The organism is Terriglobales bacterium (genome assembly GCA_035651655.1).
Taxonomy (GTDB): Bacteria; Acidobacteriota; Terriglobia; order Terriglobales; family Acidobacteriaceae; genus DASRFG01.
Genome location: DASRFG010000001.1, coordinates 194,070 through 215,930, shown reverse-complemented (window position 1 = coordinate 215,930; position 21,861 = coordinate 194,070). Strand labels below are relative to the sequence as shown.

The window sequence follows — 21,861 nt, the reverse complement described above, 5'->3', positions numbered from 1 at the left end:
GGCATTTGCTCCTAATGTTTACCTCCCAGCCGATTGGATTTGTGAGTAGCCCGTTCAAAGACACGAGTCAGGTTCCCAAAGGTCTTGGGGCTAAACACGAGGCCGATGGCGTGCTCAAAATCCTCCCCGATTTTGAGGCGGGTCTCACCGACATCGAGGGCTTTTCGCATCTCATCGTGATTTGGGAATTCGATCGCTCCCACGGGTTCGAATTGTTGGGTACGCCGCCATCAGACAACCGGCCGCACGGTGTATTTGCGACGCGGTCGCCGCAACGTCCGAATCCGATTGGCATCACAGTCGTAGAGCTGCGTCGCCGCGAGGGCGTTGACTTGCATGTTCGAGGCGTGGACATGCTAAATGGCACACCGATTCTCGATATCAAACCGTACCTCTCAAACATTCCGCCCGAGAAGCTACGCCGTGGGTGGCTGGCCGAAGCTGAAGCACGACAAAAATGAAGATGTTAAAGAGTTCCAGAGCGGAAAAAGCCTGAGGCTTTTCGTGAAGAAAGCCTCAATTCGGCATTGACAACCCCCACGGACCGGACCAAACTCGAATTATCAATCCCAGCCAAGCTCCACAGAAAACCAGCCGCTTACACGAGTGAGGCGTTATAACCCACTACGTGGCCAGAGGTGATGGCGATGGCCCAAGCACCAGTTGGAACAAGAGAGGGTGAGATAGAGAGCGTCGGTCTGATTCCATACCAATATGCTGGGGTGGGGAAGACCCCAGCTCACATAATGCATGCACGGATGACTGAGCTTGCGGGCTGGACTGCGCAGGCACAGCTGCTTCAACAGGTGGCAGAACGTGCGCAACGCGCGACGCAGGCCAGCGGTGCCGCTATTGCTCTGGCCGCGCACGGAGAATTTGTGTGCCGGGCCTCCGTCGGCACAACTGCACCCGAGCCGGGAACGCGGCTCGATGCGCAATCGGGACTTTCCGGAGAGTGTATTCGCAGAAGCGCAGTTGTGCTTTCTGACGATGCTGATCGGGATCCCCGGGCTAACGCCGCTGCATGCAACCAGTTGGGTATTCGGGCGTTATTGGCAGTGCCTATCAAGGCAGGATCGAAAGTCGTCGGCGTCCTCGAGGTCTTTTCCAGCCGGCCCAACGCCTTTTCTCGTGCACATGCGACCTGCTTGATGGAATTGGCGGCGCTGGTAGCTCAGAACCAACACCAGGAAATCTCGAGTGGCGACAACTCGCTGAACACGTACCAAGCGGTCGAGCGCGCGGCAGCGATCGGCAGTTTGTCCCGACCGCGCGCCCGCCTGGCTCGTAACGTCATGCTCGCGACCGTGGTATCCGCCAGCCTTGCGCTCGTACTTTATCTAACGCTTCGCAGCAGTCCAGCAACCCCAATGCCCGAGCAAACAGACACGAGCACGCATCTGGCGGCGCCGGCCAGCCCCGAAAGCGTTGAGCAGGTGGTTTTCACCTCACCGCCAGCGCCAGGTTCGGTTACTCGACCCGCGAAGTTGCTGCGGCGTAATTTTGCCCCTGAGAACGAACCGATCAATAGTTCTGAGGTGATCATCGCTGCCGCAGACCGCGGTCACGGTACTCGTGCTCTCCTTACCGAGAAGGACCTTTCGGATTTCGACTCACCGCCAAACAGCCAGGCAATCTTGGGTGGTATTCCAGTACCAGGAGAGTCTCATAGGACGGTTCAGCAGATTCTCAGATTACCTATGTCGGCGGTAACAGGCCCACCCCCACCCCCAGTCTCCACCGGCGTGTCAGGACCAGCTCTGGTTCACAAAGTTCTTCCAGAGTATCCGCAGATGGCGAGAGCGCAACACATGGAGGGGGCCGTGGTTCTCGATGCAGTGATTGGTAAAGACGGCGGCGTCAGAGATGTGCGAGCCATCAGCGGCAACGGGTTGCTCGCGCGGGCAGCGATCAAGGCGGTGAGGTACTGGCGTTACAACCCCTCCGAACTTAACGGTGAGCCCCTCGAAACGACGACACGCATCACGCTAAACTTTACTTTGGGCCACTGACCATGGCAGGGCTTTAGCCCGAGGGATCCCCACCAACCTAACTGAACTGGAGTCCCTTCGCGCGTTCCGCAGCCTTGACCACCGCTTTGATCAACGTCACACGCAGCTTGCCCTCTTCCAACTCCATGATGCCGTCAATGGTGCACCCGGCGGGAGTTGTCACGGCGTCTTTGAGCAAAGCGGGATGCAGGCCGCTGTCCAGCGCCAGCTTGGCCGAGCCTAGCAATGTCTGTGCCGCAAGTGTAGTGGATAGGTCTCTCGGAAGCCCGATCTTTACACCTGCCTCCGCCAACGATTCCAGAATGATGAATATAAACGCCGGCCCGCTGGCTGAGAGCCCCGTGATTGCATCCATGTGTTTCTCGTCAACCGTCACCACGCGTCCCACGGTTTCGAAAAGCTTCCGGGCGGTTTCCATTTGCTCCGGACGGACGGCGGCGCCCGCAGCCATCGCGGTCATGGCGCAGCCCACCTGCGCCGGAGTGTTGGGCATGGCACGAACCACAGCTACGCCAGCCGGGAGCCGCTGCTGCAAAAAAGAAATCGGCACCGAGGCGGCGATCGAAATCACCAGCGCGTCGGGAGCGATGGCATCGGAAACTTCTTCTAGCACCTGCGCCACGGCTTGCGGCTTGACGCAGATCAGGATCAGTTCCGCTCCCCCCACAGCCAACCGGTTGTCGCTGCCCACCGGGATGCCGAGCTGGGAGGAAAGTTCCTCGCAGCGGGCCATATGCTGCACCGTGGCGACCGTTTCCTCCTTCGAAAATAATCCGTGCTCCGCGAATGCCTGGAGCAAAATTGTCCCCATCTTCCCGCAGCCAAGCACCGCGAGACGCGTAGTGCTGCTCTTTTTGGGGACCTGCAAACTGGCCGTGCTGCTCACCATTTGTTAGTTTCTCCTGCAAGGATTACACACAAGTCGGGTGAAAACCTCAAGCGTGAGCATACACTCCGGTGGTCATCTGTCGGGACCAGCCGCATCCGTTCAAACCAGGACTTCCGCCCATTTTTGACGGGCAGAAATATTGCCAGCGCTCTTGCTACGAAGAAAAACTTGGCCAGGATGGCAAGCGCCGGGCTAAACGCCGGTGAACTGCAATTCCACATCACATCCCTGAACCAGATCCAGAGACTCACCCTGGCAAGTAACTTTGGGAACTGCCCTGCCTCTTCCCTCGTATCTTTTCAGTGTCTTGCGGCTCCTAAAGACTTGAGAGACTCAATTACTTCTGATACTTTTTAATGACCGCCGCATCATTTATAAAGGTGTTAAGGGAGCAAATGGTAATCCGTGTGTTTCCACGAGTAATCTTGTTCGCCGCGGTAGTTTCCGTTGCCGCCGGAGCGCAGATGGCGCCCACGCGCCTTGCCTTTATGAGCGGCGGTGGCAATGCTGACGTGGCGCCAGCTCTGGGCTTGGTCAGCCATATTCGACATAGCGAAGCTCCTTTGCCGACGCCAGTTACGCTGCCGCGAATGGCCCCCGAATTGGCGCTCGAGGTCTATCAGCATCGTTCGGCACGCCAGGCTCGCGAACTGGGTTCGTATTCGGCGATCACCGTGGTTGATGCAAACCTTCCCGACCTCAAGCAGAATGCCGAATTCGAGCTCAATAGGCACTATGTTGCCCCCGCGACCCTGCAATTCACTGCCGTGCATTTCAGCGGCGATACCTTCGTGAAGACGAACGTGATTACACGGCTGTTGCAGTCTGAGGTTGACCATCTCCAGAAGGACTCGTCGCAAACCGCACTCGACAGCAAGAATTACAAGTTCGCGTACAAAGGTACGGAGCGGGTGGGCGGCAGGACGTGGCATGTCTTCCAGTTGAAGCCGCGAGCCAAACGTCCAGGCCTATTCAAAGGACGCATGTACGTGGACGCCTTCTCAGGAAGCCTGGCACGGGTCGAAGGTCGCATGGTTAAGTCGCCTTCTCTGTTCGTCAAAGACATAAATTTTTCTCAGGACTATGCCGACATCGATAATTTCACCTTTCCAGTTCACATACACTCCGAAGCTAAGGCCCGGCTCATTGGACGCGTCGTGGTGGATATGACGCACCGTGACTACCGTCCGAGTCGCGGGTCCTTAGAGCAGGCTTCGGAAGAACCGAATTCGGTCGCAAGTTCTGTCTCGCGGTGATTTCTAACCTCAGGCTGTAACTCTCGGTATTAAATCGCGGATGAGGGATGTTCGAGTGGGATGTTCGAATGGATGACGTCCTGCGCGCGGTAGAGCACCGCCCTTGGCCGCTCCCCAGCGCCCCATGGATCATGTCGCAGGTGTGGCATGATCTTCTTTTCGCTCACTGGCAAGTGCCACCCGAAGAATTGCGACCGCTAGTTCCTGAAGTCTTACCGTTGCAGACCTTTAACGGCCAGTGCTGGGTCGCCGTGACTCCGTTTCACATGAGCCACGTTTTGCCGCGAGGGATGCCGTCTATCGGCGGCCACCCCAAATTTCCAGAACTCAATGTGCGCACCTATGTCACTTTTGACGGGAAACCAGGGGTGTACTTCTTCAGCCTTGATGCGGCAAGCCTGGGGGCGGTGTTAGCCGCCCGAGCCTGGTTCCGCTTGCCATATTTTTATTCGCGGATGCGGGTCACGGCCGGGGAGCAGCGGATCGAGTATCACTGCGAACGGCGTGTGTCGCCGCAAGCCGAATTCCACGGGAACTATGGGCCCGTAACGCCGCCACAACTGCGCTCGCCGGGAACGCTCGAGCACTGGCTCACGGAGCGCTATTGTCTGTATACCGTCGTTCGGCGCAGTATATTTCGGGCTGAAATCCACCATCTGCAATGGCCATTGCAGGATGCGAAGGCTGAAATAGCAGTGAACACCATGGCTGCTGCTGCCGGGATATGTTTGCCTCAGGTTCGACCGCTGTTGCACTTTGCTCGCGAACTCCAGGTCTATGTCTGGCCGCTACGCCGGATCGCCTGAAGTTTATCGGGTTGCAGCTTAGGCAGGCCGCTCCTGCCGCACTATGCCTAGTATGATCTGGAAGAGCAGCAGCCAGCGCTTAACGTTGGTCGTCATCAGAAAATTTTCTTTCACGTGCTCGCGGCCGTTTCTCCCGAGTTGCTCGGCGAACTCCGGATGCGTGAGCAGGTAACGCATTTGATAAGCGCAGCCTTCCACCGAGTGCACCAGCACGCCGGTGAGTTTGTGGATCACCTGTGTCGGGATTCCACCCACGGCGCCGGCAATCGTCGGCTTGCCCTTCCACAGCCCTTCAGTGACCGTCAGGCCAAAACCTTCCCGCAGTGATTTCTGCACGATCACGGTTGAAGCACGTTGCAGAGCATTGATCTCCAGTGCCGACCACGGCGGCAGATTGAGGATGATTACGTCCGGATCATCGCCCACTACATCCATCACTTCCTGTAGCACTACGGCGCCTTCGGGGTCATCAGCAGCGCCGCCCCCGGCGAGTACCAATTGGCAGTCCACGTATTTTTTCGCGAGCTTGTAGGCCTGGACCACCCCCACCGGGTCCTTTAAGCGATCGAACCGGGAAATCTGGGTGACGATGGGACGGGTGCGGTCAATGCCGAAATCATCGCAAACCTTCTGTACGTAGCTTTCTTCCAGGTCTTTGTTCTTTTCTGACAGGGGATCTATACAAGGGAAAAATAAGTACTGAGGGACAATCAACTGCCGCGCGAATGAAGGCGAAGAAAAAATCGTCGCATCGTACTGCTCAATGAAGGGCCGCAAGAAGCCCCAAACATCGGGATGAGGATTAGAGAGATCAATGTGGCAGCGCCAGACCCACTTTCCGCCTTTGGAATCTCGAGCCGTGACCAGTCCCGCTGGCTGAGGGTCATGAATAACGATCACATCTTCATTGAAGTCCATCCGCTGGCGGTTCTGCTCGTTGTACATCAGGAAGATGTCCCGGGCCTCCTTGGTCAGTACGTACTCTCCCCCGTGAAGCGCGTTGTGAAACGCCTTGGTAACTTCAAAAAAGTCGTTGCCGCCGGTGATTACATCCCATTTCGTTCTGACCTCCACTTCGTTAAGCAACGGGATCAGGCGGTTGAGCATTTCGGCCACGCCTCCGCCCATGGAGGTCGAATTCACCATTTTGACGTTTTTGCCGCGCAGCGGACGTGCCAGGTAATGCAACTCGTCGAGCGCGGGTTTTCCGATGATTGGCTCATAATCATCCAGCTTGGGAGGAGGCGGCGGAAGCGGCGGGGTTTCAGAAATCCGCGGACGCTTACGGCGTTCCCGCACAGGAGCCTCCGTGGTGCTGGCCTGCCTGGAAGGTTGATCACCATTGCCGTCGGTGGACGGCGACCTGGTCTCTGACCTTCGCTCCTCAACCAGTTGCTTGCTTTCACCCATTCCTACCTCGACGATTTAGTTATGTTTGGTTCTGTTTGGGCCAAAATTTATTGCCGCAACCCGCGCTCCACGATGGTCTGAATCGCGCGCCGCACATCCTGCAGAGTGGCGGTGTAAATATCAATTTGGTTCAACCGGTCGGCTACCGTAGTGAGGCCCAGCTCCTGTTCCAACCAAATAGAAAAGTCGTTGGAATTGAGCTTCAGGCGCAGCCTGGCTTCAATAAAGTGGTAATGAATCGAGTACACGCTCACGCGGCTCAGAGCATCCACAAATTCCGCCAGGGTGCGGGCCACGAACGGCGTGGGAACTACCACCGCATCGGAGGCGCAGAAATAAAAAGGTTCCATGGCGACCCGGTCGGCCGCACGCGGATTGCGTTCCAGATAAGCCTGCACAATCTGCACGATGCGCTCGCGAAGCGTCTGGATAGAAGTGAACTCCCGGACGTCCACCGCCGCAAGCCCCTCGGCCAGCGCGACTTCATTGCAGTGGGCAAATGCCCAATGGGCAAAATCGTTGGAAAACCCCTCGCGTATGAAATGGTGCTCCTGTAAGGTGCGGAACGTGTGCTGGAAAATAGACTCGTTCGGGACTGTACGTAGCGCCACCAGCAGTTCGCCCAGTGTCGACGCCTTCTCGCGTTCGATGCGCATCAGGTGCGCGGCTGAATTGAAATAAAACGGTTTGGGCGCCTTGCGCGGAGAAGGCACAGGCGTTCGCGTTGTTGCCATCGAGGAATCCCTCTCCTGCTTGTTTTTCATTATTTAATGATAACTAATCGTTTGTGAGCTACACGCGAGGCTTAGATGCGCACGGGGTAGCTGGTTGTTGCAAACATAAAATGAGTGACCGCAGAAATCCAACTGCAGCTCACGATTTTTGTGGTCTGGCACCGCCGCCCCATTAGACAATTAATGATCCACAAGCGTTCGTCTTATGCCGACGGGAGCTGACAGGTTGCTGCTGGAGCTCTTTGCCATATTTGTGTGGGCGAAGATATTTGGCGAGCTTTTCGAACAACTTTCGCTACCCGCAGTGCTAGGAGAGATCCTGGCGGGGATCATTCTCGGCCCTTATGCCACCTCTCTGATTACCCCCAGTGAGAACATCTATGCCTTTGCCGAAATTGGCGCCATCTTCGTTCTTTTTACCGCCGGTCTGGAAACACGTCCACAAGACCTGGTCCGCGTGGGCAGGGAATCCCTTCGGGTCGCGCTCGCGGGCGTCATTGTCCCGTTCGCCCTCGGATTTGTATACATGCGATTACGCGGTGGCCCGAGCCACGAAGCTATATTTGTGGCCGCCGCCATGGTGGCTACCAGCGTCGGCATAACTGCCCGCGTCCTGGGCGACTTGCATGTGATGGGCGCAAGATTCGCCCGCATCATTATGGGTGCCGCGGTTTTTGATGACATTTTGGGTATGGTGCTGCTGGCCATAGTGGTGGGCATGGCCTCAGGTACCGGCATACGCTGGGTTCATCTCGGCATCATCCTTGTAGAGGCAGTGGGCTTCGCGGTCTTCATGATCTTCTTTGGCCCGCGCATTGTTCACCGCATGGAGCCGGGGCTTTACCGCATGTCGACACAAAATGCGCCCTTGGTCCTCTCCCTGGCTCTGTGTCTCCTGCTTTCCTGGGCGTCGGCAAAAATCGGAATGGCCGCGATCATAGGCGCTTTTTTCGCCGGGCTGGTGCTCGCGGAGTACGCTCCGCAGTGGGATCTGCAGCCTCGCGTTAGTGCAATCAATGAATTTCTCGCCCCGTTCTTCTTCTTTGCCATTGGCGCGCGCCTGAATGTACGCCTGTTCTCGGGAGACTTGCTGGTGGTCGCCATCGTTATCTCACTGCTGGCCATTGCTTCCAAGGTGCTCGGCTGCGGCCTGCCTCTCCTGCGCGAGGGCTGGCCGACAGTGCTGCGGGTGGGGGTAGGCATGATGCCACGCGGTGAGGTGGCGCTGATTGTCGCGCTGGTTGGTCTGCAAATGAAAATGGTCTCGGCCTCCGCCTATGCCATTGTCGTCTTCATGGCCGGCACCACGACATTGCTGGCCCCGCCGTTGTTGCGGCTCCTGTTGCGGGCCGATATGCAGGAACAGGCAGCGCTGGCTGCGGCTCGGGGCGAGCGGCGCATGTTCGAACGACGGGCGCGAGACTGAGATTTCACCTGGATGCTGTTTCCGCCCCGTGACAGCGCTTCTTGCTCTCACGATATAATTCCCGGTCTTTTACCCTAAGGAGAACGAATGGGACTGGAAGGCCGGGTCGCGCTGGTCACCGGTGCATCGCAAGGGATCGGTCGTGCGTGCGCCCTGCATCTGGCAAAGGCGGGAGCTACGGTTGCATTGGCGGCTCGCACCGAAGCTAAGCTTTCCCAGGTGGCAGACGAAATTGTGGGTGGCGGCGGAACGGCCGTAGCATTCAAGATTGATGTGGCCAACGAGGACGAAATCAAATCCGGAATTCGCGCCGCCATCGCGCAGCTTGGGAAAATTGACATTCTGGTGAACAATGCCGGCATTACACATGACCAACTGGTGATGCGCATGAAGCGCGCCGATTGGGACTCGGTGCTTAATACCAACCTGAGCAGCGCCTTTCTCTGCATTCAGCAGGTCATGAGCTCCATGTTGAAACAACGCTGGGGAAGGATCATTAACATCACCAGCATCTTCGGGCAAATCGGGCAGGTTGGCCAGGCGAACTATGCGGCTTCAAAGGCGGGCCTCATTGGGCTGACCATGGCGGTCGCTCGCGAGGTCGCATCGCGGAATATCACCGTGAATGCGGTTGCTCCAGGCCTGATCGAAACCGCCATGACCGGAGCCATGCCCCAGGAGTTCAAAGAAAATATTCTGAAATCAATTCCCCTTGGCCGCGCTGGAACTGACCTGGACGTTGCCAATGCGGTTGGTTTTCTGGCTTCCGAGGAGGCAGCTTACATTACCGGCCACGTGCTCAACGTGAACGGCGGAGCTTTCATGGGGTAAGTTTGACCACGCATCCCTCCAAGGCGGCGGCAGTATTGATCAACCAGGCGGAGACGCCAGAGCACATCGCGCAAGCCCGCGAACTTTTTCTCGCCTACGCCAGGTCGCTCGGATTCAGCCTCTGCTTCCAGAATTTCGATAAAGAACTTGCGGACCTTCCCGGCGAGTATGCGCCACCACATGGCCGCCTCTTGCTTGCACATCTGGAAGGCGAACTCGCGGGTTGTGTCGCGCTGCACAAGCTTCACCCGGACGTCTGTGAAATGAAGCGTCTTTTCGTGCGCCAGCAGTTTCGTGGTAAGCGGGTGGGCCGAGCGTTGCTGGACGCGATATTTGCTGAAGCGCGCTCCATTGGATACGGCCGAATGCGCCTGGACACGGTTGAGCCAGTCATGAAGGACGCGGTCAGGATTTATCGACGCTTGGGATTTCGAGAGATTGCGCCCTATCGCGCCAATCCCATTGAGGGCGCTTTATACATGGAACTGGAGCTCAGCAAAAAAGACTTTCGGGAGGAGACCCCATGAAAATTCTGCTACTGCTAACTACGTTTGCCGTTGCTCTCTCCGCATCCGCGGCTACCAGCAAGAGCGTTTCTTATCAGAGCGGGAACGAGACGGTGAAGGGCGTGCTTTATACACCTGCAGGCAAGGGCCCGTTTCCCGCCCTCGTGGTCATTCATGAATGGTGGGGCCTGGACGATTGGGTCAAAGAGCAGGCCTCGAAGTTTGCCGATGAAGGATACGTTGCTTTGGCGGTGGACCTTTATCGCGGTAAATCCACTTCCAACCCTGATGAGGCCCACGAGCTGATGCGGGGGTTGCCCCAGGACCGCGCAGATCGCGACTTGCGCGCCGCGGTGCAGTTTTTGAAGTCCCAGAAGAACGTGAAGCCAGAGAAGATCGGCTCAATCGGGTGGTGCATGGGCGGCGGATATTCGCTTGATCTCGCCATTCTGGAGCCCACGCTTGCGGCCGACGTTATCCACTATGGACACCTCGCCACGGACCCCGATCGCCTGCGGCAAATCAACGCGCCGATTCTGGGGGTCTTTGGCGGGCAAGACCGCGGTATTCCTGTAGAGGATGTTCGCAAGTTTGAGCAAGAGCTAAAGCAGTTGGGAAAACACGTGGAGATCATCATCTATCCTGAGGCCGGCCACGCCTTTGAAAATCCGGCCAACAAAGATAGATATCGTCCGGCTGATGCCGCGGACGCATGGAAAAAGACAATCGCATTCCTCAACACCACGCTCAAAAAATAAGTGCGCAGTCAAGAAATTTAAGTTTGTTAACGTGCAAATTTCCACTTGCCAGACGGTACTACTCTGGTTACTATGCCGTAACCCTCGACAGAGCGCGTGCCAGGTCAAAACCCACCATGAATATTGGAGAGACGATCCGCAATCTTCGGCTGCATAAGAGCATGTCGCAGGGAGACATAGAAAAGCGCACTGGGCTTCTCCGCTGCTACCTCTCACGCGTCGAGAATGGACACACCGTTCCTTCGCTCGACACGCTCGCCAAAATTGCGGGCGCGATGGAAGTCCCTCTGTCCCAGTTTTTCAGCGATGCGCCGCACGACAATGGATCCAACAACACTCCGCAACTCAACGACGACGAGGTCCGCTTCCTTACCCAGATTCGCCGCTACTCTTCCGGCTTGAATGACAGCGATCGCAAACTGGTGCTGGCCATGGTCAAGAAGATGGCAGCCACCGCGGCACGCTGACCTTTTTAGTCTTTTTACCGGCTCGGCAGGGGCGGAGACACTACGCGGCTTGCGAGGAATCACTCAAGGTCATTACGGCCAGTTCCAGGCGGTCGCGCGCGCCGGTCTTGGTAAAGATGCTTTGCAGGTGGCGCTTGACGGTGTTCTCGCTGATTCCCAACTCGACTGCGATTTCGCGGTTCCGCAGCCCCCGCGCTACTAGAAATGCCACTCGCCGTTCGCGCTCGGAAAGGCGCTCCATTCCACTGGCTGTTTTGAGGTCAGGCCCAGTGGCGATGGAATTGACCACCTGTTTGGCAATATCATCGGAGAATGCCAACTGACCCGAGTCCACCGTGCGGATGGCGTGGAAAAGCTTCTCTGGGGAGTCCCCCTTCAAGACCAGCCCACGGGCACCCATACGCACCGCCTGGGCGTAGTCCAGGTGGTTCTCAGAAGCGGTCAGGACGATACTGGCCACTTTGCTCCCGTTCCGGTCCAGGCTGCGCAGCACGTCGAAACCGCTGCCCTCGGACATAAAGAGGTCCAAAATTAGGACATCAGGCCGATGTTGTTGAACCATTGCCAGGGTTTCGCGGCCGGTGGCCGCTTTAGCCAGCACCCGAAAGTCCGACTCACCGTTAAGCAGGGCGGCAAAGGACTCGCGCAGCACCGCATGGTCGTCCGCAATGATGATCCCAATCTTTCTGGTCATAGCTGAACGGACTCCCGAAGCAAAGTATGGTCAGTGCACCTGGCCTGGGAGTTCCCCGACCCAATTGGATGTGCTCTCAACACTTCAGGTTAGCCGTTGCCAGCAGGCGGGCACATGACTGCGGACAACCGGAGCTCCCTTTTCGGACTCGCACCTTGGTAACCTCTGAGATAACTACTGGATACGGTTGTGGCTGCAAATTACCTGAGTTATGTTGTCATTTTGCACACCTGAAAGCAGTATTCTGCAGGGACTTCCCTGCGTCATGGCGGCACAATCTGCTCAGGAGGTGAGTTGGTGACTATCGACGAAGAGATGAATCTTCTCGAAGGCAACCTGCGCCGCCTGAAAATCGAGTACGAAATCTACTTCAACAGCCCGAACAAGCGCCCTCCGGCAGACCTGGAATGGCGGGTAGTGAATGCGCTGCGCAAGTTTGGTGACGGTTACAGTGATGGCCAACGGTTGAATTTCTCGCAACGCTACCGCTACAACGAAATGGCGCAGCGCTTTGCGGTGCTCAGTGATCTTTGGCGAAAGAAAATGCGCATCCGCGAAGAAGGCTACCGCCGTCCACAGGATGCCCTGCTTTCGGTGCAGGGAGTGCGCATCTTCGAGGACGAAAAGGACGAGAAAGCCGCCGCCGCGCGTGCTGGAGCGGAGGGCTTCACGGTCGCCTGTTCCGACGTAGGCAAAGAGCGGGACAAGGTTGAGTCACTCTTCCAGGCACTGATGGAGGCCAAGAAAAGGGCGGGCGAAGACGTCAAAAAGAGCGGCAACCTGGAATCATTCGAAAAATTCGTTAAGAACAAAACTGCGGAAATCCGTAAGCAGTACGGCTGCGAGGCGGTTGAGTACTCCGTGGAAATGCAGGGCGGCAAAGTCAAATTGACCGCCAAAGCCAAGACCTAAGCCTCATCGCATTTTCTTCTCTGGGTGGACCCAGCGCTTGTCCCCTCTGTCCCTTTCCAACTACCATGAGTTCATGGCAAGAATTCAGCGAGCAATCCTGAGCGTGACCGACAAAACTGGCTTGGTCGAATTTGCCAAGCGGCTGGCCCGGTTAGGAGTAGAGCTGGTCTCAACCGGCGGTACCGCGCGGTTGTTGCGGGACTCCGGCATTACCGTGAAGGACATCTCCGATCTCACCGGATTTCCCGAGATGCTGGACGGACGGGTGAAGACCCTTCACCCCAAAGTACACGGTGGCATCCTGCACATGCGCACCAATCCCGAGCACCGAGCGGCCGTTGCCGAGCATGAGATTCAGCCTATAGATATGGTCGTCGTCAATCTATACGCCTTTGAGAAGACGGCAGCCAAGCCGGGCGTTCCCTTCCAGGAGCTGATCGAAAATATAGACATCGGCGGCCCCTCGATGATCCGCTCCGCTGCCAAAAATTTTCAGGATGTGGCAATTGTCACTTGTCCGGCTGACTACCCTGGCATTGCTGACGAAATGGAGGGTTCAGGTGGCGAGCTGTCGCTGGAAAGCAAGTGGCGGCTGGCCCAGAAAGCCTTTGCCACCACAGCTGCGTATGATTCCGCGATCGCGTCTACCCTGGAGCGGGTCAGCTCAAACGGGCACTTTTCGCTGCCCAGTGAAAATGGTTTTCCGCAGAACCTTCGTCTTACGTTCCAGAAAGTGATGGACCTGCGTTACGGGGAGAACCCGCACCAGAAAGCGGCCATGTATGCGGACGGCTCCGCCACCGGTGTCGCCAACTGCCGCCAATTGCAGGGCAAGGAACTTTCCTACAACAACATCGTGGATTTGCAAGCCGCCTGGGAGCTTGCCCAAGAGTTCAGTGAGCCGGTGTGCGCCATTATCAAGCACACCAATCCTTGCGGCACGGCGACGGGAGCTACTCTTGCTGAGGCGTATAAGAGAGCGCTGGAATGCGATCCCGTTTCCGCTTTCGGCGGAGTCATTGGCGTGAATCGGCCCGTAGACGCTGCGGCCGCTGAGGAAATGGCAAAGCTGTTCGTGGAAGCCATCGCCGCGCCGTCGTTCATGCCGGAAGCGCGCGAGAAGTTCGCGGCCAAGAAGAACCTTCGCCTGGTTGAAATTACCCAAGGACCACCCAAGCCGGTGCTGAAGAATGTTTCCGGGGGAATCCTGGTGCAGGACGCAGATGTCCGACCTCTAACCGACGCCGACTTGAAAGTGGTCTCTTCGCGCCAACCTACTCCCGAGGAAAAACGAGCGCTGCTCTTTGCCTGGAAAATCTGCAAGCACGTGAAATCGAACGCCATCGTCTATGCCCGGGATGGCCAGAGCGTGGGCATTGGCGCCGGCCAGATGAGCCGCGTGGATTCCTGCAAAATTGGCGCTATGAAAGCGGTGTTGCCCCTCAAGGGAACAGTTGCCGCATCCGATGCCTTTTTCCCGTTTCCGGACGGTATAGAAGAGATCGGCAAAGCGGGCGCAACCGCGGTGATTCAGCCTGGTGGCTCGGTCCGTGACCAGGAAGTCATTGACACTGCGAACCGCCTCGGGATGGCGATGATCTTCACCGGGGTACGTCACTTCCGCCATTGATTGTCCTGAATGCTTTGTCATCCTGGGCGAGACGCGACCAAAAAGAATAGCGCCGAGCGCGGCTGGAAGCCACGCGTTTCAATCCAAACCGCACCCGATTCTGTGAAAATGCTCTTGCGGCTTCGGTAACCATTCCCGCACTCCAAAGTACCTGCTCTTTGGGTCTTAGCAGGGGGGATTCCGCCTTCTCTTTTCAATTTGGAGCACAAGTATCGCGGTAAAATAGAGAGGCACCCGCCGGGGCCTAGGGGCATCAAACAAGTCACAGCCCAGGTGAGTACCACTCCGGTCTTAAGGGTCCAAGGTTTTCATGACAAAGTTCATTTCGGTAGGTTCTCTACTGCTGCTTGCCGCGGTTGGCGTAGCCCAGCAGCCGCCCGCAGCGTCTCCGGCCGCTAAAAAACCAGCTCCTACGGCAGCGACCGGCAATACTGTACAGGCGCATAAACCCGACCGCTCTGCCGCCTATTACCACTACACCATGGCGCATATTTACGAAGAGCTGGTGTCGGTTTATGGGCGAAGCGATCTTGCTGGCAAAGCGATTGAAGAATATCGCTTGGCCATTGATAACGATCCCGGCTCTGAATTCCTGAACTCCGGTCTGGCCGAACTCTACGCCAAGACTGGGCGCATCCGCGACGCCGTCACCGAGGCGCAGGACATCATTAAGCGCGACCCAAACAATCTGGATGCCCACAAGCTCCTGGGGCGTATTTACCTGCGTTCCTTAGGCAACATGGAGACCGGCACGCAGTCGCAGAATGTGCTCAAGTTGGCGATCGAGCAGTACGTTCAGATTGTGCAGCTTGAGCCCAAGAACGTTGAGAACCACGTCCTGCTGGGCAGACTTTATCGCCTCAACAATGAGCTCTTGAAGGCAGAAAACGAATTCAAAGCGGCTGTCAGACTTCAGCCCGATTCGGAAGAAGCAATCACCACACTGGCTTATCTTTACAACGAAGAAGGTGACTCCCAACGTGCCATTCAGACCCTGAACTCGATCGGGGAGGAAAGCCGGTCCGCCAAGTTGTACCTGGCATTGGGCTATACCTACGAGGAGCAGAAGGATTACAAGAAAGCGATCGCCGCCTACCGCAAGGCAGTCGCGCTCGATAAGGACAATCTAGACGCTATTCGTGGCCTGGCTCAGAACCTGCTCAACGATGGCCAGTTGGATGCCGCGCTCGCGCAGTACAAGCTGATCGCAGATGCCAATCCCGAGGATGCGCAAACCTACCTGAAGATGGCGGAGATTTATCGCCGGAACGGCAAGTTCGACGAAGCCCTGGAGAGCCTGACCAAAGCGGAATCCATGGTCCAGGATTCCCTGGAGGTGCCGTACAACCGCGCTGTAATCTACGAAGTTCAAGGCCGCTATGACGAGGCCGCTCAGATCCTGCAGAAGCTGCTGCAAAAGTCTGAGAAACCCGATGGCAACTACACCACCGGAGAGCGTAACAACCGTGCCGTATTTCTGGAGCGGCTGGGCAGCATTTACCGCGCCATGGGCAACACCCCGGCGGCAGTAGAGACCTTCCGCAAGATGCTGGCGCTGGGCGATGAGAATAGCACCCGCGCTTACCAAGCCATGATTGACGCCTATCGCGATGCTAAGCAGTGGCCGCAGGCCACCGCCGTCGCGAAGGAAGCGGTAGCCAAGCTGCCGCAGAACCGCGACTTGAAGTTGGTACTGGCATCGCAGCTTGCCGATCAGGGTCAACCTGACCAGGCGCTGGCAACAGTCCGCAAGATGCTCAAGGGCACCCCTGCCGATCGCGAGATCTACATCGCGCTGGCACAGATGTACAGTCGCCTGAAGCGCTGGCCGGAAGCGGAAGAGGCGGTGGGGAAGGCCGATGAATTTTCTACCAAGCCGGAAGATAAAGAATACGTCGAGTTTCTGCGTGCCTCCATGTACGAGCGCGAAAAGAAGTATGAGGAAGCAGAACAGACTTTCAGGCACTTGGTAGCACGCGATCCGCAAAACGCCAACGCGCTGAATTATCTTGGCTACATGCTTGCCGATCGCGGCATCAAGCTGGAAGAGGCTGTGAGTTATATAAAGAAGGCGGTCCAGCTCGATCCTGCTAACGCTGCTTACCTGGATTCCCTGGGTTGGGCGTACTTTAAACTCGGCAATTACGACGTGGCGGAAGAGCAGCTTCGCAAGGCCTCTGAGCGCCTGAACAGCGACCCAACCATTCAGGACCACCTCGGTGATCTCTACCAGAAGACGGGACGTCTGAAGTTGGCTGCAGCTCACTGGGAACGGGCGCTGGCGGAATGGAATCGCACAGTCTCCGCTGAAGTTGACCCCAGCGATATCGCCAAAACGCAAAAGAAACTGGAGTCGGCCAAGGTTAAACTGGCCAAGGAAAGCACCTCTGAGGCGCAACGGCAGAAGTAGTTCTTTGGCTAATTGAGTAAGGGCCGCGATTACACATCGTGGCCTTTTTGCTTTTGCACTGCTGATCGGTCCTTGCAATTCCACTATTTCGCATTAAAAATCATCACATGTTGGCCGAATTCGCGGTGCGGGTAGAGAACTCCCGCGGGAGGCGCCACCCCGAGGCTAGCCATCCTTATCGCAACGATTTTCAGCGAGACCGTGACCGCGTCATTCATTCCCGCGCTTTCCGCCGGCTCGAAGACAAGACGCAAGTCTTTAGCCGCCGTTACTCCGATCATTTCCGCAATCGCCTGACCCATACCATCGAAGTTGCGCAGATTTCCCGCACCATTGCCGAACAGCTGGACCTGAATGTTGATCTGGTAGAGGCGCTGGCCTTGGTGCACGATATTGGCCATCCCCCATTTGGACATGCGGGCGAGAAGGCGCTAGACACGGCCATGCGCGCTTATGGGGAATCGTTCGACCACAACCTGCACGCCCTGCGGATCGTAGAGGATTTCGAGCTTCGCTACGCCGCTTTTCGGGGATTGAATCTGACCTTCGAAGTACGTGAGGGCATCATCAAACACTCCCGCGATTACAGTCCCGCTGACTATCCTCAACTGGGTGAATATCTGCTCGACCAGCGCCCGCCGCTCGAGGCGCAGCTCATTGATCTCACCGACGAAATCGGCTACGACACTGCTGATCTGGACGACGGGTTTGAGGCGCGCTTGCTTGCGCTGGAGCAGATTTGCGCCGGCTTGCCCGTCTTCCAGCGCTTTTTTAGCGAGGTCGAGAAGGCCTACCCCGGTGCGCTTGACAAGCTCAAATTCAACGAAGCACTCAAACGGATGCTCGACCGCATGGTTAGCGACCTGATCTGCAACACGCAGCGGCGGATTGCTGAGTCGCGGGTCAGTAGCGTGGATGCCGTGCGCGCCTGGCCGGAGCGATTGGCCGGTTTCAGCCCGGAGGTGGAGTCAGAACGGCGGCAAGTGAAGGAGTTTCTCTACAAGAACCTGTACTTGAGTAAGGCGCTGGAACCGGAGAAACAGGCGGGCGAGCAAATCATCCACGAACTGTTTGAATACTGGATCCGTAATCCCGCCGCTCTGCCAACTGCCTACCGAGAGAAAGCACGAAAAGAACCTCTTCCCCGCGTGGTCTGCGATTACATCGCCGGCATGACCGACCACTACATCCTGGCTCAGCACGAAAAATACTGCGGGTGAGCCCTTCCATGGAACAAAATTGAACCATTTGTCTGGAACGCACGTATGAAATCACATCTGCGGTTGGAAACAGCACCGCAGCGAGGAGAAGACGATGGAAGATATAGTTGCACTGGTGATGATTCCGGGGATGTTCGTTTTGATTGCCTGGATCATATTCAGCAACATTCGTGCGTACAAAGTTGCGAAGCTACAGGCGGACCTGCGTAGCCGGCTTCTGGACCGGTTTGGCAGCGCTCAGGACCTGCTCGCCTACATTCAGACGGATGACGGTAAGCGATGCCTGGAGTCGGCGGTGTTTGAACAAGGCAATCAGCTGGGCCGTGTCCTGGGCTCCATTCAGGCAGGAGTGCTCCTGACCCTGGTTTCGGTTGCCTTGCTGCTGCTGCGCAGCCGGGTGGAAGGCGCTGCTGAGCCGTTTCTGGTGTTTGGTGGGGTGCTGTTGGCCTTGGGAATCGGGTTTCTGATCTCCGCTGGGACAGCGTATGCGCTTTCAAAGTCGCTCGGTGCGCTGCCTGCGGCCTCGCACAGGTGAAGCAGTTTTTATACCTGAGTTCCCAAAATTACCCTCCGAATGCGCTTGGGTCACCCGTGCAGCTCGTGAAAGGGTTACAATATGTTGTAATTCTGAGACTTAGCTTGTCTCAGTTTTTCACGAGTTTGGCATCCAACTTGTTAACAGCGTAGATGAGCACGTTCGCGAGGACGGCTTGTCCCGGGTTCAGCCCGGCGCTGTCAGCGACGGCGGCGAGAACGGTAGTAACCAATTTTTCAACACGCCCCAGGCGTGCAGGAGCGGAGCCCCGAAGCTCCCCCAATCGGAGGGTTTTCCAATGAAGAACCGCGTGTGGTTAGCGCTGATGCTGGCTATGGCCCTGACGGTGCCGGCGCTGGCTCAGCAAAGCACTACTACTTCAACTGATCAGTCACAACCACCGGCAGCCCAGCAGCCGGCAGCGACCCAATCGGCGCCGGCGGCGCAATCTTCGCAGCCAGCGGCCCAGTCTTCCCAGCCTGCCGCCCAGAGCTCGCAACCGGCTCTGGCCAGCAGCGATCAAAGCGGCACGCTTAAGCCGCTGGTGGTAGACAAGCAGCAGGGCTTCTGGGGCAAGCTGAATCCCTTTGCCCGTAAAAAGTACGTCCAACGCCAGCTTTCGCCGATCCGCGATCGCGTCAACGAACTCGACGATCTGACCGCGTCCAACGCCAAGCTGATCAAGGATGTGGATGCGCGCGCTCAGCAGGGCATTCAACTCGCCTCTGCTAAGGCCAACGAAGCCGACCAGCATGCGATTGATGCCGGCAACAAGGCCCAGAGCGCCACTCAGACCGCCACCCAGGCCAACACCCGGCTGAGCAGCGTCGAGCAAGTAGTAAGCAACATTGACCAGTACAAGCCGGCTACCCAGGCGGAAATTCGTTTCCGCTCCGGCCAGACGGTCCTTAGCAAGCGCGCCAAGGAAGCACTGGATGATATGGCCACCCCGCTGAAGAGTCAGCGCGGCTACATCATTGAAGTACAGGGCTTCTCGTCAGGACGTGGCCAGTCCGCAATTGCCAACTCCCAGAAAATGGCGGAGTCGGTGGTCCGTTACCTCGTACTCAACCACGAGATTCCGGTGTATCGCATTTATCTGCTCGGCCTGGGCAATGCCCCGGTTCCCGCAGCCAATGCTGGTACCACGAAGGCCAAGCGCACCAGCGGCGGGCGAGTTGAAATCAGCCTGCTGAAGAACAGCCTGGAGCAGCTAAGCTCGAACGGCGCCAATGCCGCACCGGCCACCTCAGCCCAACCCCAGCAGTAAGAACCAAAGCGTCACCAAGGCCCCTTGCTCAGGCAAGGGGCTTTTTATTTTCGGCCGCGAACAGGCTCAGTGGTAGCCTGTGACTGCCATGCAGATCCTGCATCATTCAATTTACAACTCACCGGTGGGACCGCTGAGGCTGGCCGTCTCCGAACGGGGCCTGGCGCTGCTACAGTTTGCCAATCACCTTTTTCCGCCCAAAGGTCGAATGTTCGCAGACGCTTCGTGGGAACCTTGGGAGGCTGCGATTGCACCTTACGTGGCCGAACTGGAAGAATATTTTTCCGGCAGGCGCCGTCAATTCAGTATCCCCATCGATCTGTGGGGGACCTCATTCCAAAAGCGCTGCTGGCAGGCCCTGCTGGCAATTCCCTATGGCGAAGTGCGCAGCTACGCCGACATGGCGCGCACGATCGGGTGTCCTCGCGGATTTCGGGCCGTGGGGCTCGCCAATCATGACAACCCGGTCGCCATCGTAGTGCCCTGCCATCGGGTGATCGCTTCTGACGGTACCCTCGGCGGCTATGGTGGAGGTCTCCCGCTCAAAAAACATCTGCTGGAATTGGAAGGCGTGCGCCTTTCTGCCCGGGTGGCAGCGCAGTTTCAGGAACCTTTGTTTCGCGTGAACACGGTGGCATCCTGAGAATAAAAAAGGCGGCCCGAAGGCCGCCTTTGCTGTTCCTAACTAAGCTCCCGCTCAGTGCTGGGGAGGAACTGATCCCTGGCTCTGCGGTGGGACCGTGGGAGGCGTGGACTGCGGAACATCACCGCTCGGTGAACCGTGCGGCGCCGCGTTCGGATTTTCTACCTGTCCCGGGTTAGAACTCGGTGGGTTCGCAGTGGACGAAGGAGTTGAGCTCGGCGGGTTCGCGGTCGAAGGATACTGCGAACCAGCGTTGGCTCCGCTGCCAGCCACGTTCAAGTGGTCAGTAACGCGACGGTTGCCCGCATACGACTGGGCGATGCGCTCAGCGGTTTGCTTGTCCTTTTCCGCATTGACGTTGCCGCTGAGATCAATCGCACTATCAGTTACGGCCACGATGATGGTGGTATTGGCGAGCGTGGGCTCCTGCTGAAGCGCATTCTGCACTTGCGATTGCAGCTGCGGAGAAGAAGCCTGCGTGCTGGGCTGCATGCTGCCGTTCATATTGCCAGAGCTGCTGCCGGAGGTGCTTGCCGAAGTGCTGCTCTGGGAAGTTGCGGTTGAACCGCTGGGCGCGCTTTCGGTCTGGGCGCTGCTGGGATTACCACCAGCTGCCGAACCCGCCGCTACGCCGCTCTGTTGCGTGGTATTGCCAGCGATGCTGCCAGCATTGTTGTTCTGGGTTTCGCTGGAGCCAGGTCCCATGTTGCTGGAGGTGCTGGCGGTGCTGGATACGCTGATTTTCTCTTTGACCTTGCGTACGCCAGATACCGACTTGGCCAATTCTTTGGCCTGCTTGCGCGCATCCTTCGAATTCACCGTTCCGCTGAGGATGACGACGCCGTTCTTGGCTTCGACATTGATGCCGCTCAGATTCGCGTCGGCCGAAAGTTTCTGCTTCACTTCCTGCACCAACGTGTCGTCAGAGACCTGGGCGCTGCCTCCGGCCTTGGCCTGAGTCTGATCAGGACTTGTGCTGGAAGGCTGTTGCGTCGAAGGCGCGGTCTGGTCGGGCGCCGTCGTCGAAGGTTGCTGGGTTGAGGGCTGTGGCGAAGACTGCTGAGTTGACGGCTGTTCACTCATCGGTGGATTGCCGCTCGGTGTCTGGCTTTGTGCCAGGCCGTAGCTTGTTGCCAAAGCGAGTGCACCGGTCAAGAATATATTTTGTACCTTCATTACGGTGTTCCCTCCATCAAGTGCTCTGAGATACAGGCGAATGCGCCTGCGACGAAGAAGTGCGCCAGGGTAGCTTCGGCCAGCTTAGAGAAAGATTCTTCTCTAGCTTAGAAGCAGGCTAGGCCCCGAAGGATCGTCCACCATTTGCCGAATTCGAGAGTAGCTGGCGAGCTACGCTAGCCAGAGCAGCCGAGTGCGTCTGCCCCCAAAGTGGGTATTCTCGTCTTGGGCAGCTTCTCTACATACGTGGCGCCTCGCCTGTGCCGGGCAGCCGAG

The 21,861-nt window shown here is 57.4% G+C and carries 21 protein-coding genes; 16 read left to right on the top strand and 5 right to left on the bottom strand.

Annotated features, from left to right (window positions below; all coding sequences use genetic code 11):
* The first annotated feature begins 14 nt into the window (after positions 1-14).
* Both tsaA and VFA76_00950 read left to right on the top strand, forming a co-directional pair.
* On the top strand, positions 15-461 hold the full coding sequence (gene tsaA, locus VFA76_00955) for a tRNA (N6-threonylcarbamoyladenosine(37)-N6)-methyltransferase TrmO (GenBank protein HZR30404.1): 447 nt from the start codon (positions 15-17) through the stop codon (positions 459-461).
* 186 nt (positions 462-647) lie between these two features.
* Positions 648-2,012 (top strand): TonB family protein, encoded by a 1,365-nt coding sequence (locus VFA76_00950; protein ID HZR30403.1) that lies wholly within the window; start codon positions 648-650, stop codon positions 2,010-2,012.
* Positions 2,013-2,049: 37 nt separating this feature from the next.
* Here the strand turns inward: VFA76_00950 and proC are convergent, their stop codons facing one another.
* Positions 2,050-2,901: a pyrroline-5-carboxylate reductase gene (gene proC, locus VFA76_00945; GenBank protein ID HZR30402.1), complete on the bottom strand. Its 852-nt coding sequence runs from the start codon at positions 2,899-2,901 to the stop codon at positions 2,050-2,052.
* Positions 2,902-3,308: 407 nt separating this feature from the next.
* On the opposite strand from proC, the gene VFA76_00940 reads away from it, so the two are divergent.
* Both VFA76_00940 and VFA76_00935 read left to right on the top strand, forming a co-directional pair.
* Positions 3,309-4,157: a hypothetical protein gene (locus VFA76_00940; GenBank protein ID HZR30401.1), complete on the top strand. Its 849-nt coding sequence runs from the start codon at positions 3,309-3,311 to the stop codon at positions 4,155-4,157.
* A 68-nt stretch (positions 4,158-4,225) separates the two neighbouring features.
* Complete coding sequence (locus VFA76_00935; GenBank protein ID HZR30400.1) at positions 4,226-4,963, top strand: DUF2071 domain-containing protein; 738 nt, start codon at positions 4,226-4,228, stop codon at positions 4,961-4,963.
* Positions 4,964-4,981: 18 nt separating this feature from the next.
* On the opposite strand, the gene VFA76_00930 is transcribed toward VFA76_00935, so the two are convergent.
* Together VFA76_00930 and VFA76_00925 are read right to left on the bottom strand one after the other, a co-directional pair.
* The gene (locus VFA76_00930) at positions 4,982-6,373 is read right to left on the bottom strand and encodes a glycosyltransferase (protein HZR30399.1); all 1,392 of its coding nucleotides are present in this window, start codon (positions 6,371-6,373) and stop codon (positions 4,982-4,984) included.
* A gap of 47 nt (positions 6,374-6,420) precedes the next feature.
* Positions 6,421-7,107 carry a DUF5752 family protein gene (locus VFA76_00925; GenBank protein HZR30398.1) on the bottom strand — a complete coding sequence of 229 codons (687 nt, stop codon included), beginning with the start codon at positions 7,105-7,107 and terminating at the stop codon, positions 6,421-6,423.
* A 205-nt stretch (positions 7,108-7,312) separates the two neighbouring features.
* Here VFA76_00925 and VFA76_00920 point away from each other — a divergent pair, with 205 nt between their 5' ends.
* The 5 genes from VFA76_00920 to VFA76_00900 all read left to right on the top strand — a co-directional run bounded on the left by VFA76_00920 (position 7,313) and on the right by VFA76_00900 (position 11,095).
* Entirely contained in the window at positions 7,313-8,533 is a 1,221-nt protein-coding gene (locus VFA76_00920) for a cation:proton antiporter (GenBank protein ID HZR30397.1), read from the top strand.
* An 87-nt stretch (positions 8,534-8,620) separates the two neighbouring features.
* Positions 8,621-9,364 carry a 3-oxoacyl-[acyl-carrier-protein] reductase gene (gene fabG / locus VFA76_00915; protein ID HZR30396.1) on the top strand — a complete coding sequence of 248 codons (744 nt, stop codon included), beginning with the start codon at positions 8,621-8,623 and terminating at the stop codon, positions 9,362-9,364.
* A gap of 2 nt (positions 9,365-9,366) precedes the next feature.
* Positions 9,367-9,891 carry a GNAT family N-acetyltransferase gene (locus VFA76_00910; GenBank protein HZR30395.1) on the top strand — a complete coding sequence of 175 codons (525 nt, stop codon included), beginning with the start codon at positions 9,367-9,369 and terminating at the stop codon, positions 9,889-9,891.
* Positions 9,888-10,628 carry a dienelactone hydrolase family protein gene (locus VFA76_00905; protein ID HZR30394.1) on the top strand — a complete coding sequence of 247 codons (741 nt, stop codon included), beginning with the start codon at positions 9,888-9,890 and terminating at the stop codon, positions 10,626-10,628. Before VFA76_00910 ends, VFA76_00905 begins: the two co-directional genes overlap by 4 nt.
* Before the next feature lie 116 nt (positions 10,629-10,744).
* Positions 10,745-11,095, top strand: a complete 351-nt coding sequence (locus VFA76_00900; GenBank protein HZR30393.1) for a helix-turn-helix transcriptional regulator — start codon at positions 10,745-10,747, stop codon at positions 11,093-11,095.
* A gap of 40 nt (positions 11,096-11,135) precedes the next feature.
* Here VFA76_00900 and VFA76_00895 read toward each other — a convergent pair whose 3' ends face one another.
* On the bottom strand, positions 11,136-11,789 hold the full coding sequence (locus VFA76_00895) for a response regulator transcription factor (protein ID HZR30392.1): 654 nt from the start codon (positions 11,787-11,789) through the stop codon (positions 11,136-11,138).
* 297 nt (positions 11,790-12,086) lie between these two features.
* Here VFA76_00895 and VFA76_00890 point away from each other — a divergent pair, with 297 nt between their 5' ends.
* The 7 genes from VFA76_00890 to VFA76_00860 all read left to right on the top strand — a co-directional run bounded on the left by VFA76_00890 (position 12,087) and on the right by VFA76_00860 (position 20,409).
* Positions 12,087-12,701, top strand: a complete 615-nt coding sequence (locus VFA76_00890; protein ID HZR30391.1) for an MXAN_5187 C-terminal domain-containing protein — start codon at positions 12,087-12,089, stop codon at positions 12,699-12,701.
* A 73-nt stretch (positions 12,702-12,774) separates the two neighbouring features.
* Positions 12,775-14,331, top strand: a complete 1,557-nt coding sequence (gene purH / locus VFA76_00885) for a bifunctional phosphoribosylaminoimidazolecarboxamide formyltransferase/IMP cyclohydrolase (protein ID HZR30390.1) — start codon at positions 12,775-12,777, stop codon at positions 14,329-14,331.
* 310 nt (positions 14,332-14,641) lie between these two features.
* The gene (locus VFA76_00880; GenBank protein ID HZR30389.1) at positions 14,642-16,741 is read left to right on the top strand and encodes a tetratricopeptide repeat protein; all 2,100 of its coding nucleotides are present in this window, start codon (positions 14,642-14,644) and stop codon (positions 16,739-16,741) included.
* A gap of 107 nt (positions 16,742-16,848) precedes the next feature.
* Positions 16,849-17,961, top strand: a complete 1,113-nt coding sequence (locus VFA76_00875; GenBank protein ID HZR30388.1) for a deoxyguanosinetriphosphate triphosphohydrolase — start codon at positions 16,849-16,851, stop codon at positions 17,959-17,961.
* Between the two features lie 94 nt (positions 17,962-18,055).
* Complete coding sequence (locus tag VFA76_00870; GenBank protein HZR30387.1) at positions 18,056-18,496, top strand: hypothetical protein; 441 nt, start codon at positions 18,056-18,058, stop codon at positions 18,494-18,496.
* 298 nt (positions 18,497-18,794) lie between these two features.
* The gene (locus tag VFA76_00865; GenBank protein HZR30386.1) at positions 18,795-19,766 is read left to right on the top strand and encodes an OmpA family protein; all 972 of its coding nucleotides are present in this window, start codon (positions 18,795-18,797) and stop codon (positions 19,764-19,766) included.
* A gap of 88 nt (positions 19,767-19,854) precedes the next feature.
* Positions 19,855-20,409, top strand: coding sequence for a methylated-DNA--[protein]-cysteine S-methyltransferase (locus VFA76_00860; protein ID HZR30385.1), 555 nt, complete (start codon positions 19,855-19,857; stop codon positions 20,407-20,409).
* A gap of 54 nt (positions 20,410-20,463) precedes the next feature.
* Here the strand turns inward: VFA76_00860 and VFA76_00855 are convergent, their stop codons facing one another.
* The gene (locus tag VFA76_00855; GenBank protein ID HZR30384.1) at positions 20,464-21,585 is read right to left on the bottom strand and encodes a BON domain-containing protein; all 1,122 of its coding nucleotides are present in this window, start codon (positions 21,583-21,585) and stop codon (positions 20,464-20,466) included.
* Positions 21,586-21,861: the final 276 nt, after the last annotated feature.